The organism is Arthrobacter sp. 01T425, assembly GCF_056398725.1.
On sequence record NZ_JBFTPY010000001.1, the window covers coordinates 676,230 to 689,998 of the forward strand.

The 13,769-nt window shown below is 65.3% G+C and carries 7 protein-coding genes; 2 read left to right on the forward strand and 5 right to left on the reverse strand.

The window, feature by feature from the left end; genetic code table 11:
• Nucleotides 1-70: 70 nt before the first annotated feature.
• The 3 genes from AC1DNG_RS03245 to AC1DNG_RS03255 all read right to left on the reverse strand — a co-directional run bounded on the left by AC1DNG_RS03245 (nt 71) and on the right by AC1DNG_RS03255 (nt 8,311).
• Entirely contained in the window at nt 71-5,449 is a 5,379-nt protein-coding gene (locus AC1DNG_RS03245; protein ID WP_476886594.1) for a peroxidase family protein, read from the reverse strand.
• Nucleotides 5,450-6,063: 614 nt separating this feature from the next.
• Nucleotides 6,064-7,260, reverse strand: coding sequence for a glycosyltransferase family 2 protein (locus AC1DNG_RS03250; protein WP_253906778.1), 1,197 nt, complete (start codon nt 7,258-7,260; stop codon nt 6,064-6,066).
• Nucleotides 7,199-8,311: an SDR family NAD(P)-dependent oxidoreductase gene (locus tag AC1DNG_RS03255; protein WP_476886595.1), complete on the reverse strand. Its 1,113-nt coding sequence runs from the start codon at nt 8,309-8,311 to the stop codon at nt 7,199-7,201. The genes AC1DNG_RS03250 and AC1DNG_RS03255 overlap by 62 nt, the downstream gene beginning before the upstream one ends.
• A 382-nt stretch (nt 8,312-8,693) precedes the next feature.
• On the opposite strand from AC1DNG_RS03255, the gene AC1DNG_RS03260 reads away from it, so the two are divergent.
• On the forward strand, nt 8,694-11,042 hold the full coding sequence (locus AC1DNG_RS03260) for an FdhF/YdeP family oxidoreductase (RefSeq protein WP_476886596.1): 2,349 nt from the start codon (nt 8,694-8,696) through the stop codon (nt 11,040-11,042).
• A gap of 299 nt (nt 11,043-11,341) precedes the next feature.
• Here AC1DNG_RS03260 and AC1DNG_RS03265 read toward each other — a convergent pair whose 3' ends face one another.
• Both AC1DNG_RS03265 and AC1DNG_RS03270 read right to left on the reverse strand, forming a co-directional pair.
• Nucleotides 11,342-11,659, reverse strand: coding sequence for a DUF6457 domain-containing protein (locus AC1DNG_RS03265; RefSeq protein WP_090577613.1), 318 nt, complete (start codon nt 11,657-11,659; stop codon nt 11,342-11,344).
• Between the two features lie 105 nt (nt 11,660-11,764).
• Complete coding sequence (locus tag AC1DNG_RS03270) at nt 11,765-12,754, reverse strand: LysR family transcriptional regulator (protein WP_476858772.1); 990 nt, start codon at nt 12,752-12,754, stop codon at nt 11,765-11,767.
• A gap of 131 nt (nt 12,755-12,885) precedes the next feature.
• On the opposite strand from AC1DNG_RS03270, the gene AC1DNG_RS03275 reads away from it, so the two are divergent.
• Complete coding sequence (locus tag AC1DNG_RS03275; RefSeq protein WP_476858629.1) at nt 12,886-13,764, forward strand: FAD binding domain-containing protein; 879 nt, start codon at nt 12,886-12,888, stop codon at nt 13,762-13,764.
• The last annotated feature ends 5 nt before the right edge of the window (nt 13,765-13,769 follow it).

A 13,769-nucleotide genomic window follows, 5' to 3' on the forward strand; every position in this document is an offset into this window, starting at 1 on the left:
CTTTCCAACAAGTGAGGAAGCCGGCTGGCGGGCCGTAGCGGCCCCGCCAGCCGGCGTTCTCAGACTGCTGTTACAGTGCTGTTCCCGTGGTGAATGTCCACGAACGGCTGGGCAACGGGTTGCCTGCCAGATCGCGGATCCGGGTGGTGCCACCGGTGATGATGACCCTGTACTGCGTGCTGGCGAGAAGCGTCGCACTGGGGTTGATTGTCAGCACCCTGGTTGTGGCGTTGTACGTCACCGCGACCGCGATGTCTGCCCCGGTGGAGGCCCGCACGATCCGGACACTGCCTGCAGTGGTGTACCCGGTGATGGGCTCACTGAACGTCACCGTCGTGTTGCTGTTCCGCAGCACCCCAATGGCTCCCGCAGCGGGGGTCGAGGAGGTGATGACCGGAAGAGGTCCCGACGTGAACGTCCACGTGCTCGTCGCCATCGTGTTGCCCGCAAGGTCACGGACGCCGGAGACGGTCACGGTGTAGAGGCGGTCTGCCGGCAGCGTTGCCACCGGGTTGAGCGTCGCGACGCGGGTCAGCGGGTTGTAGGTTACGACGGCGGCGATCGCCGTGGTGCCCTGCCGCAGTTGGAAGTTCGTTCCCGTCACCCCCGTCACCGCTTCGCTAAACGTAGCCGTCACGTTGGCGCCCTGGCTGACCGACAATGCCCCCGGTGCAGGGGACCGCGCGGTCAGGGTGGGAGCCACGAATTCGGTACGTGGTGTCACCGCTGCGGTGCGGGCTGAGAATCCGCCCGTACCCACTGCGTTGACGGCGGCGACGTCGAACGTGTACGCCGTCCCGTTCGTCAGGCCCGTCACGACGACGCTTCCGACGTTTCCGCTGACTGCCTGAGTCTTGAACAGGGCAGTTCCGGCGAAGGCCCGCACCGAGTAGCCGGTGATGGTGGATCCGCCGGTGTTCGTCGGAGCGGTCCACCTCACGGTCACCGAGGCATTCCCTGCCGAGGTCGTCCCGATGGTGGGCGCTCCCGGTACGGTGGCCGTCGTCGGGCTCACTGTGTTGGAGAGTGCCGAGAACGGGCTGTCACCGAGGGCGTTGCTGGCCAGCACCTGGAACCGGTACTGGGATCCGTTCGTCAGACCCGTAACCACCAGGCTGGTGGCGCCTGCCGGGGCGGTGCGCAGGGCACCGACCTGGACGCCGGCCGGGTTAGTCGTCACGTCGAGCACCTTCACGGAAAAGGCGTCTGCAGGGCCGACCGTCGGGGCCGTCCAGCGAACCGTTGCCTGCCCGGGGCCGGCGGTTGCCGTGCCGATGACCGGAGCGCCTGGCAGTACGGTGTCGGAGAACTGCAGGAACTCGATGTTGCGGATCGTGTCCGTGCCATCGACTCCAACGTTGTCCACCACCGTGGTGGTTGAGCCAGCCGAACCGATGGTGCCGGTGCCGCCTGTCGTGGTGATGGTGTAGTTGGCCCGCGGTCCGGAGAAGATCGCGACGTCCCGGTTGCCCGCGGTTTCGAGGGCGGTGGGGGTTACGAGTTCGCGGACAGCCACCAGGTTCCCCGGGTTGACGACGCCGGCCGCTACTGCGGCCGCCAGGGTCTGAGGGTTACCTGCCTGGTACGGGCGCTCCATGAGGTCGGTCGTGCCGATCTCCGCACCTGCGTCGTCCCGCACGCTGATGCGGATCTTCAGGTACCGGTCGCCGTCGATGACATCGTTGCCGCCGCGGCCTTCGAGCTTGTCGCTGCCGAGGCCGCCGACAAGGATGTTACCGTCGCCCCAGACCGGACCGGTCAGGGGGCAGACGCCCATCGGTGAGAGTGCTTCGACCGGTGCAAGCGGGGTGGTCGGTGCAGGCAGGATAGCCTGCAGGCCGGCGATCCGGTTGATGCCCGTCTGGTCGAGGACGTCGCAGCCACTGAAGCCTGCACCACCTACGGTGCTGGGCACTGCGTCGTCACCTCGGATGACGTCGTCAAACTTGGAGCCCGAGTTGGCCTCCACTTCCTGCCACCGGTCGCGGTTGACCACGACGGGCAGCGGAACGCCAACGAGGTTGTTGTTGATCTTCATGTCGTCGTCGGCTGCCACGGTGTCGTACTGGTGCGAGGCCCAGTCGAAGCCGGCTGCACCGGCGTAGCGGTCGATCGCAGCATTGCTCGTCATGATGTCGTCGCCGCCCTCGGCGTCGTAGTCGTTCTCTCCAACCTGTCCGACGAAGATGTCGTTTCCGGGCTTCGTCTGGGCCGGGTCATCGAAGAACGGTGCGCCGTGATCGCCGATCAGCAGGTCCTGGCCGGATCCGCCTTGGATCCAGTCGTCGCCGCCGTCACCGAACGTGGCATCCGCACCGTCACCGGACTGCACGAAGTCGTTTCCTTCGCCGGCAAAGGTTTCGTTGTCGTTGGCGCCGCCGTTGGTGAAGTCCTGGCCGTCGCCGCCCATGTTGATGTCGTCGCCGATACCGGAGTTGAGGTAGTCGTTGCCCGGACCGCCCTTGAGGACGTCGGCCCCCGAGAGATCGGTGATCCGGTCGTTGCCCGTGCCGCCGAGTGCGATGTCGTCGCCGCCGTTGCCTTCAATGACGTCGTTGCCCTCGTTGCCGAGGAACGTGTCGTTGTCGTTGCCGCCGGTGACCCGGTCAGCGTTGGCGGTGCCGTTGTACACCGATTGGCCGTTGATACCGCTCGGATCGACCGTGTTCTTCTCCATGTACTGGATGGTGCCGTCCGGCTTGCGCAGGAGCAGCAGGTTCTCCTTGCACTCGCTGGTCGGATCGTCGGCGACCGTTGCCCCCGAGGCCGTGTAGCCGGTCGGCGTACCGGCCAGGTTGCCCAGCTGGAACTTGCAGTCGGCGGTTCCGAAAGCATCCGCCTTGAGCGAGTGCGCGTTGGTGTTGCGCATGATCATCTCCGCGAAGGAGTTGCTCTCCAGCTGCGACCGCAGGTTCATGCCCGGCGTGCGCGCCAGGTAGTACAGGCGGTCACCGTTCTGCAGGTCGGTCATCTGGTTCTCGAACACGTAGTTGAACGTGCTGCCCAAGAGTCCGCCGAAGAGGTTGGTCTTCTCCGCCAGGCCGCCAACCCAGAGGTCGACCCGGTTCAGGCCGGTCTCCTGAGTGGCCCACGGTCCGGCACTGTTCATGAAGTCGCTCATGTCAGCCGTGGGAGGAGTCGCCAGGGTGCCCGGATCGACGATTGCCTTGGCCGCTGCCCGCTTGCCCGCCAGCGTGGTTTCGCTGGTGATGGTCGGGTAGGTGCCGTAGGCGGCAACAAAGTTGACCAGCGATTCCGGGTGCTTGAGGTTCTGCCCGAAGTCGGCCCAGCTCGTATACGGAGCCAATTGAGCGTCGCCCGTGGCGTCGTTGATCTGGCGCCGCAGCTCATTGAGCGGCGGGACGCCTTCGGAACGTGCACGGGTCATGTTGATCGTCGCCAGGTCCAGGGGAAGACCCAGCAGGTTGTTGCGCAGCGTGCCCGTCACGAACTCGTCGAGTTCGTTGCCGACCTGGTCGCTCATGCCCATGACGATGCTGCCTGCGGCCTCTTCCGAGGTCAGGGACCCCGCCGATCCGCCGTTGGTGTACTCGGGCGGGTTCAGGAAGCCATGGAGCAGGGAAATGGAGTTGTCGGTGCCGTCCGCGTTGGTGCGCGAGATCGTCTCCGTCAGCATAGAGTGGCCGAAGCGGTAGACCGCGTGGGCGAACTCCGCCCTCACGGCCGCGTTGAGGTCCGTGTGGTAGACGTGGAAGGGCTGGATCGCGGGTTGGACCTTGCGGCCGAACTCCTCGAACACCAGGTGCTGGTATTCCATTTCCGTGACGAACCGTGCCGCCTGGAACAGGCGTTCGCCGTTCCAGCCGTTGGCACCGGCAGCCAGCTTCCACTCCGCCAGTGCGGCGACGCCCTTGGCCGAAGTGTCGTTGGTCAGGGTGTTCTCGATGTCCGCGACGAGCCGGTCATGCTCGGAGTGGAACACCTGGTGGATGGTGGTCAGTCCGATGTTTTCGTTGACGCGGCCGTCACCGGCACAGAAGTGCGCGTTGAGCATTTCGTCGTCGTAAGTCCCGGCGGGCTGGTTCGCAAAATCTGCCGAGGCCGTGTTGTCGCTGTCCGGGGTGGGCGCGACGGGCGGCGTGGCAGGGTTGTGGTCCGCGTCCTGCGGCGACGGGTCGGCGTTGTGCGCGATGTCGGTCAGGAACGGGGTGTCGAAGTACCGCACGTTTGCCGGCACCGGGACAGGATTTGCCGTGTTGCCCTCAACGAGTCCGGTCAGCGTGACGTACTGCGGCAGGCCCCGGGCGGGGCCGGGGATGAACTTGCCGTACGGGTCAGCTGCGATCATCGGGATGTTGGTGACGTCCTTGTCCTCGAGCTTGAGGCCAAGGAAGATCGCTGCTTGCGACTTGACGTCCGCCCACGTGGCCATGCCGCCGGCGGTGGGGCCGGCAGGACCGCCCAGGAGCTTGCCGGTTGAAACCGGCCTGCCGGCGGCGTTGTTGATGTACTCCCGCAGGAACACCTGGTGCGAGGGGTGGGACGTGTAGGTCTGGGACTGGTCCACGTAGGGCGAGTCCGTGTTGGCGGCTTCCTGGACGTCATCCGCGGTGCCGAGGATGCCGTCGTTGCCGGGCTGGTTCTGGGCCCGGGTGAGGACCATGAACGCGTTCGGGCTGTTGGGGGCCACTTCGTCACCGGTACCGGCCTTGCCATCAGGGCCTACGGTAATCAGCGGGTCGTCGGCCTTGAGCGGCACGAACACCGTTCCGCCGCCCTTGACCGTCTGGTCCACGCCGTGGTCGAAGAACTGACCGAACAGGGTGAACAGGGAGTTGTACGGCGGGGAGAGGCCGACGTCGGTGGTGACGTTGGGGATGAACAGCGTGTCACCCGTGGGGACGCAGCCGGCCGGCACAGCCTCGACCGGCGGAGTCGCCAAGGGGTCAGGATCAGTGGTGCAGGGGAACAGACCGGGGTTGCCCTGGGTCCGGACCGGGAACCCGGCAGCAGCCACGGCGGCTGGATTGGTGGAGGTCTGGTCCACGATCAGATTGCTGATCTGGCGGGGCTGGGCGTCGAACACATTGCCCGACTTCTGTGCGTAGGAGGACGTGCCGGCAGGGCCGAACCCTGCGGGGACGGCGTCGGCGGTGTTAAACGACGGCGTCGCGTGACGCGGGAATAGCTGATCGGCGGCCCCATACGTTTCGCGGCCCTTGATCAGGTTGTTGCAGGAGCCGTCAACCGTACGGAGGCCGTAGGAGGTGAGGGCGTCCGGGATCTGGTTGGGGCCCGGCCCGACCAGCGCCCCGCAAGGGCCGGTCGCCGACGTCGTATTCGCGACGTGCGCCTCGGCGATCTTGATTTGCTTGAGGATATAGGCCAGGTCGGCCGCGGTGACGGTGAAGCCTGCGCCGACGGGTGCCGGCGCGGCGCTGGCGCCAAGCGCCGTTGTGGTGAGTCCAACAAAACTGAGCAAGGTCATCGCTGTCCCTGCCGCTACTGCGCGGGTCGGCCGGCTAAAGGCACGTCTTTGGCCTTCAACCTTCCTGCATGCGAACAAATTCATTGCACACCTGCCTCTTAGAGTGAGTGATGGTGCAACAGTGCTGGGTGATTCCTTGGGGAAAACTGGGACCGGTCGGTAACTTCGGATCCGGACCGCAGTCCGGTGCTTTCCGGGGCCTCTGGCCACCCGGACCATGCTCTGGGGCTACGTGCGCAGACGCTTTGGGCTACTCGCCCTGTGCTCGACGGCGCTGCCGCAGCCTACGCGGGAGCGACTGCACGGGCGTACTGTCGACGAATAACGGCCGAGTAACGGATACCCCCCGAGGACCCGTTTTTTTGGCCTCCGCTACCTGAGGCCGGCGCACAGCAGATCCCCAGCTTGCGCCAAGGTGGTGCTGGTAATGGTGGCCCGCGCAGGAGCTGGACGGTGCACTCGATAGTGGCGGCATAGGCCCCCGGGTTGCCTGGGCAGACCCGGGGGCTTTGCGACCGTTTGACCCTTCTGGACCAGCGGGCGACGGTGGGCGCTCGAATGCCGCTGGCTGGCGGAGCCGCGAGCAGCGAGCTTGAGGGACAAGGGCACCCTGGCTATGTGCCGGCTACACCCACTGCGTTCCTTCGCCGTGGGCTCGTCGCACGGGAACCGCCAGAGCCGCGGCGAAACCTGATGAGTCCGAAGTTCTTCTCAGGAATTGCCATGGCAAAATACCAAACCATGCCGAGGGGCAGAATGATCAAGCTTGTGATGAGTGTGTAGAAAGGCATCAGCAAAAGCCAGCGATTCCGATTTTTCCAGTGGATGCCATAAATCATGCCGAAGTAAAGAACGGCCGCGGCCAGCAGTGACAGCCCGGGATGCACGAGCGCTTCCCACCGAAGTAGGAGAAAAGCAAACAGTACGACGCTGCCGTATGTCCAGAAGAACGGATGCCAAAAGCAGAAGCGGATATTCACAATATACAAGCGGAATTCCCCGCCCGCCCAGGCCAGGCGCTGCCGCCACCAGGCCCGCAGCGTCGCTGGTACCTCCGTGTTCACGGCGAACGGAATGTGTGTCATACGGTATCCAAGGCGCTCACCGAGCAGTCCTGTCTCAACATCATTCCCCTGGAAGAAGAGTGAATGCTGCGCCATGATGGCACGCATTGCGGATGTTGTTCCTGCGTGGCATGCCCCGCTCAGAAGCCACGGCATGACGAACCTGAGGCGCATGGCCAGGCGGTACTCATGCCGCTGCAACTGGACCAAGGCGGGACCCTCCGCCTGCGGCACCAGTTCAATGGAGGCGACATCGTCACCCCGCCTCCGAAGCTCTCCCACCAGCTCTGACAGCGGGCGGACCGACGTCGTGTCCGCATCCAGACATACGACGTATTCAGCGTCAACGGCAGATTCCAGTGCGTCCCGAATGACTCGGTCACGGACTGTACCGCCAGTTCGGCGACCAGTTCCGGCAGAAGGCGCAACGTAATCGCTGAGGAATACCCGGAAACCATGAGTCGTCGCAATTTGGTCGAGCGACTGCCTGAAGCCGTCGGACTCACCGGAGGTCGTACAGAGGATGACCTGGGAGCCGTAGCTGTGGAGAAAGTCGACGTTTGTCAAATAGCGGATATCGCCATAGATGGGAACCAGCACGTCGAATGACAAACCCTGAAGCGACTCACTGCCGGCTTCCCGGACCGCCGTTCCGAAGCGGCTGCTGCGGGCCGCCCCGACAGCGTCAACTAAGACTGCGAGAAGTGGCAGTGCCAAGAGCGCCAGAAGAGAGGCTGTCCAGTCCATCGTTTACCTTTCCGGCCGTATTGAATTCGAGGGCCTCGCGAACGAGTGCAGGATGCGCGCCGTGATCGACGAGCTCGCGAAGAAGTTCCAGTGCAGGGTCAATCGGATAGGCTCCAACATCGACCTTCAGGATGCGCGGATGAGGCGTGGCGTAGTGGGTTTCGCGCATGTCGAAAAGTTCCTCGGACATCTTTTCGCCGGGACGCAGCCCGGTGTACTCAACTGCAGGCATCGGGCAGTCAACCATTTCGACGTACCGGCGCAGCAGCGACTCGATCCGCACAGGGGCGCCCATGTCCAGCACGTACGTTTCCCCGCCGGAACCGAGGCAAGCGGCTTCGATCACCAGGCCGGCTGCTTCGGGGATGGTCATGAAGTAGCGTGCGACACCGGGATCGGTGATCCGGATCGGCTGTCCCCTCTCAATCTGAGTCATCAGCGTGGGCAGGAAGGAGCCTCGGCTGCCAAGAACATTTCCAAACCGGACACTTGCCAGTTTGGTCTCTGAGGTGCCGGCATACTTGCCGGCCACGTGCTCGGCGAGCCTCTTGGACCATCCCAATGCCGATGTCGGATTGGCCGCCTTGTCTGTGCTGATGTTGACAACCCTGCTGACACCTGCAGCAATTGCTGCTCGGACTACGGACTGGGTTCCAAAGACGTTGGTCTTGACTGCTGCCTCAGGTGCCCGCTCGAGAAGCGGCAGGTGCTTGTGGGCTGCGGCATGAAAGACGACATCCGGGTGGACCTCCTGCATGATGCGCCGCATGAGCTGTTCGTCCCGGATGTCGGCCAGCCGGTACACGTCGTCGTCCAGCAGCGCCAGGCCTTCCAGATCCATTTGCAGGTTATAAAGGGCGAACTCGTCGTCGTCGATGCAGAAGACCTTGCCAGCTTCCAGCGTATGCATCTGGCGCACGATCTCTGAGCCGATGGAACCCCCGGCGCCCGTCACGAGGATGGTTCTGCCTTGGATCAAAGCTTTCGCAGCAGACCCGTAAACGTGCATCGACTCTCTGCCAAGTAGTCGGTCGGCCCAAATTTTTTCCATCGCACTGCCCCCATGTTCACAAAATTGTTCGGCTTCTTATTGAGCAAATTCATCGCAGGACAGATCTCTTCGGCTCCGCCAGGAGGCGGCCGAACGCAAATGAATAACCCGCATGCCGCAGGGCCGTGACCCTGGAATCCGTTGGTTTTCCCCCACTGAGACCTTCCACCCCAACAACACACGGCTTCTTTCTCGGCAACACGAGTAGCTGGTACCTGTAAATGAGCGTGAGCGCTACTTGGTAAGGAGGACTTGCCTACGGGCACCGGCCGGTCAATTGCTTGCGGCGCTCCGATCAAGCTGATAGGCCTGACGGTAAGGTGCAGAGTGGCAGATCAGCACGCCGCCCCATCCGGGTGGTGGTTGCAGAAGGGAAGTTCACGTGACTCGCAAGACTCCTCACATCGAGGAACCGTCCGAAAAGGATCTCGTCGTCGGAGACGGGCCGAAAAGCTGGGCCGCCGGCGTCCCGGGCGTGTACCACTCCATGAAGCCAGCCATCGAACAGATGGGGCTGAACCGGACCCGCAAGACCGTCATGGCGATGAACCAGAAGGACGGCTTCGACTGTCCGAGCTGCGCGTGGCCGGATCCCCACCACCGCAAGGCATTCGAGTTCTGCGAGAACGGGGCCAAGGCGGTCACCTGGGAAGCGACCCCGGTGGTGGTTCCCGAAACTTTCTGGGCCGAGAATGCCGTCAGCGACCTGCGCAGCCAGACCGAGTACTGGCTTGGCATGCAGGGCCGCCTGACCGAACCGGTGTACAAGGCCGCCGGCGAGGACCACTACAAGGCGGTCAGCTGGGACGAGGCGCTCCGGCTCGTGGCCGACAAGCTCAAGGGTCTGGACTCCCCCGACCAGGCGGCGTTCTATACGAGCGGCCGGACCTCGAACGAGGCTGCCTTCCTCTACCAGCTCATGGTCCGCGGCTACGGCACCAACAACCTGCCGGACTGCTCCAATATGTGCCACGAATCCTCCGGCTGGGCCATGGGCCAGACCATCGGCATCGGCAAGGCGACGGTCAGCTTCGACGACTACGCCAAAGCCGACCTGATCATCATCATGGGCCAGAACCCCGGCACCAACCACCCCCGGATGATGACCGAGCTCGAGGCGTGCAAGCGCAACGGCGGTGAGATCGTGGCCGTCAACCCCCTCCCCGAAGCGGGCCTGCGCCGGTACAAGAACCCGCAGCAGGTCAACGGGGTCGTCGGTCACGGCGTCCAGATCGCGGACCAGTTCCTCCAGATCCGGATCGGCGGGGACATGGCGCTGCTGCAGGCCGTGTCCAAGCGCGTGCTCGACGCCGAGGCCAAGAACCCCGGGACGGTCCTGGACCACGCCTTCCTGGCCGAACACTGCGAGGGGCTCGAGGAGCTCAAGGAACACCTCGCCGGGCTGGATGAAGGCACAGTGCTTGAGGCCACGGGCCTGCGCAGCGAGGACATCGATGAGCTGGCCGCCCGCTACCTCAAGGCCGAGAAAGTCATCATCACCTGGGCCATGGGCATCACCCAGCAGAAGAAGGGTGTTGCCACCATCAAGGAGATCATCAACCTCCTGCTGCTGCGCGGCAATATCGGCAAGCCAGGCGCCGGCGCCTCCCCCATCCGCGGGCACAGCAATGTGCAGGGCGACCGGACCATGGGCATCTGGGAGCAAATGCCGCAGTCCTTCATGGAGGCCCTCGGCGAGGAGTTCGACTTCGAGCCGCCCCGCGAACACGGCGCGGACGCCGTCGAGACCATCAACAAGATGCGCGCGGGCGAGATCAAGGTATTCGTCGCCCTGGGCGGCAACCTGGTGGGTGCCATCTCGGACACGAACGCCGCCGAGGCTGCCATGCAAAACACGGAGATGACGGTCCAGATCTCGACCAAGCTGAACCGCTCGCACACTGTGACGGGCCGCGAGGCCCTGATCCTCCCCACGATGGGCCGGACCGAGATCGATATCCAGGAATCCGGTCCCCAGTTCGTGTCGGTGGAGGACACCGTCTGCGCCGTGCACCCGTCCTGGGGCAGCGTCGAGCCGGTGTCCCACCACCTGCTCTCGGAGCCGGCCATCGTGAGCCGGCTGGGCAAACTCCTGGTGGGCGACAAGATCAGGGCCGACTGGGACGGCTATGAGAAGAACTACGACCTCATCCGGGACCATATTTCGCGCGTGGTGGGCGGCTGCAAGGACTACAACCAGCGGATCCGGCAGGAAGGCGGGTTTGTCCTCGCCCACGGTCCCCGCGACTCCCGCACTTTCCCCACGCCCACCGGCAAGGCCGTGCTGACCGCCAACGATCTTGAACTTGTCGAACGGCCGGAGGGAACCCTGATCCTGCAGAGCATGCGCTCCCACGACCAGTTCAACACCACCATCTACTCGCACAACGACCGCTACCGTGGCATCAAGAAGGGCCGCCATGTGGTGTTCGTGAACCCTGACGACATCGCCGAACTCGGCCTTACGGACGGGCAATATGTGGACGTCCGCGGCGTATACGACGACGGTGAGGAACGCGTGGTGCGCAAGTTCCGTGTGGTGTCGTACCCCACGGCACGCGGTTGCGCTGCTGCCTATTACCCCGAAGCCAACGTGCTGGTGCCGCTGAACCACACGGCCGAAGGCAGCAACACGCCAGTCTCGAAGGCAGTCATCGTCCGGCTCGAGCCGAGCCTGGACCAGACACCCGACGGCGCGGCAACAGCCCCTGCCGGCGTGGCGTCGCCCTAGTAGGCACCCGGTTCCACTGGCCGGGGCCGCGGGACATGCCCAGCCCCCGCCCCGGCCACTGGACATAAGACCACCATGCCCACCCCTGCGCCCGAGCAATGAGCATGTCCCACGGGGCGCCCCACGGCCACCCCACCGCCCCCGCGGGACATGCCCAGCCCCCGCCCCGGCCACTGGACATAACACCACCATGCCCACCCCTGCGCCCAAGCAATGAGCATGTCCCACGGAACGGATCTGAAAAATGCGGAAAGGCCGCGCCCCATGGGGGACGCGGCCTTTCCCGAGAAGTCTTGGCGCTACTGGGCCCTCTTGGTCCAGCCTTCTTCGTCCGGGCCGCCGGACTCGCCGTGCTCACAGAGCTCGATGACTTTGTTCGACGCGGCGTGCACCGCCTCCTGGGTGCCCTTGCGGCCGTTGGTGGATGCAGTGCCCGCCGCGTAGCCCACGATGAACGCGCTGATGGCATCCGCGTGCGGCCCGACGGCTTTAACGGATTCGTCGGCGACCTGGACGATCTTTTCGTGGTCGACTTCCAGGTCAAGAATCTGCAGGGCCTGGATGAGCCGACTGCTCCAATGCCGCAGCGAGCTGTCTTCGTCTCGGGACAACGTCATTGCTACTCCTTCTCGCGGGGTGAATGGATCGTCTAACCCTCAAGGGTTAGCACCCGGCCCGGCGTTGCGCAACGCGACACAGCGTCCGGCGCCCCGGCCGGCCCCTCAGCTCCAGAGCGCCACATGGAACTTGGACCCCCGCCGTTCGAGCCCTCGCGAACCGCCGGGAGCCACCATGGCCGCGGTGGCGTCGGCGGTGCCGGCAAACCGTTGGAGGGTCCGCGCCATGGTGGTGGCCCGGCCGCGGTCCAGGGTACTGGCCCACCAGAGTCCGGAGATCGGCGTTCCGGCTACCGGCACACGGACCAGGGAACCGCTGCGGATTTCAGCCCGGACAATATGCCCCAGCGCCAGCATGGTTCCCTCTCCGGCCCTGACGGCGGCCAGGGCCTCCGTTTCGCTGCTCAACCGGACGATCTCCGGCGCCACCGACTGGGCAGCCAGCCAGCGGCCCTCCTCGCTGGCCGCCTGGATGCCGGCGGGCCCGGCAAACCAGGGTCTGCGCAGCAGTTCGGCCGGCGCGACCGGCCCGTGGAGGGCGGCGATCGGATGCCCGGCGGCCGCCACGACGATCCGCTGGTACCGCAGGAACGGGACGGAGTCGATGCCGACGTCGCCAGTACCGTTGGCAAGGGAGCCGTTGCGGGCGGCGGGCCTGGCCCCCAAAGCGATGTCGTAGACGCGTTCCCGCATCAGCGAGGCGATGTCCTCGGCCTCCTCCACCACCACATCGACGGAGGCCCCGGGAACCCGGCGGGTGAAAAGGTCCAGCAGGCGCCCCGCCGCGTGCTCAGCAAACGGCGCCGTCGCCACGATTTTCAGCCGCCCGGTCTCGGTCTGGGCATGTGCCACCTCCCACCGGGCACGGTCCGCCAGTCCCACGATGTCCTGGGCATGTTCGGCGAGCGCCCGGCCGCCGGGAGTCAGCGCAATCCCGCCATGGGCGCGCACGAAGAGCGGGTCGCCCAGATCCTGCCTGAGTGCGGCGAGCGCCGTCGATACTGCCGGTTCGCTGACTCCGAGCTGGACGGCGGCCGCATGGAGGGAACCCAGCTTGGCCACCAGGGCGAACGTCCGCAACTGTCCCAATGTCATCGCCACGGCTTCATAACCTTTCGCTTATGACGATATTGACAGCCCTGTCAGGCCGGGGCAAGACTGACCTCAATCCGGCGCCAGGCAGCTGCTACTCCACGCCGCCGGCCTTTCGGAGTGAGGTAGGGACTATGCAGATTCCGGCTCCATTTGACTACGTGCGCGCCACTACGGTGGAGAACGCACTGGAACTCCTTGCCCGGTACGGACCCGAATCGCGGGTGGTTGCCGGCGGCCATAGCCTCCTGCCGATGATGAAGCTCCGCCTCTCCCGGCCCGAATGGCTGATCGACATCAATGACCTATACGAGCTCGATTTCATCTTCCGTGACGGCACCAAGCTAAGGGTCGGCGCCCTGACGCGCCACACCACCCTGCTCGAGTCGGACGAGGTGGCCGGGCTGTTCCCCATCGTGCGGGACGCCGAGCGGGTGATCGCCGACCCCGTGGTCCGCAACCGCGGCACCATTGGCGGCTCGCTGTGCCAGGCCGACCCGGCCGAGGACCTCTCCACGGTGTGTGATGTCCTGGGCGCCGAGGCAGTGATCCGCGGACCGGGCGGCGAGCGAATCCTGTCCATGTCCGAGTTCCACCGCGGACCCTATGAAACCGCGGTCGGGCACGATGAACTGCTCTGCGAACTCAGGTTCGGCATCCGCCCCCGGTCGGGCAGTGCCTACGAAAAGGTCGAACGCCGGGTCGGAGACTGGGCAGTCGGTGCCGCCGGTGCCGCTGTCACCCTCACCGCGGACGGCACTGTCGACGACGCCGCCGTCGGGCTCACCGCCCTGGGCCTCGACCACCCCCTGGCCGGGGCCGCCGCCGTGCTCCGCGGCCGGCATCCGGACGAGGAGCTGTTCGCCGAGGCGGGCAGGCTGGCAGCGGAGGCCTGCGATCCGGTGGCTGACCAGCGCGGCCCCGTCGACTACAAGCGGCATCTCGCCGATGAGCTCACCCAACGGGTACTGCGGCGGGCCTGTGCCCGCGCCGCCCAGATGCAGGAAGGCTGAAGCCG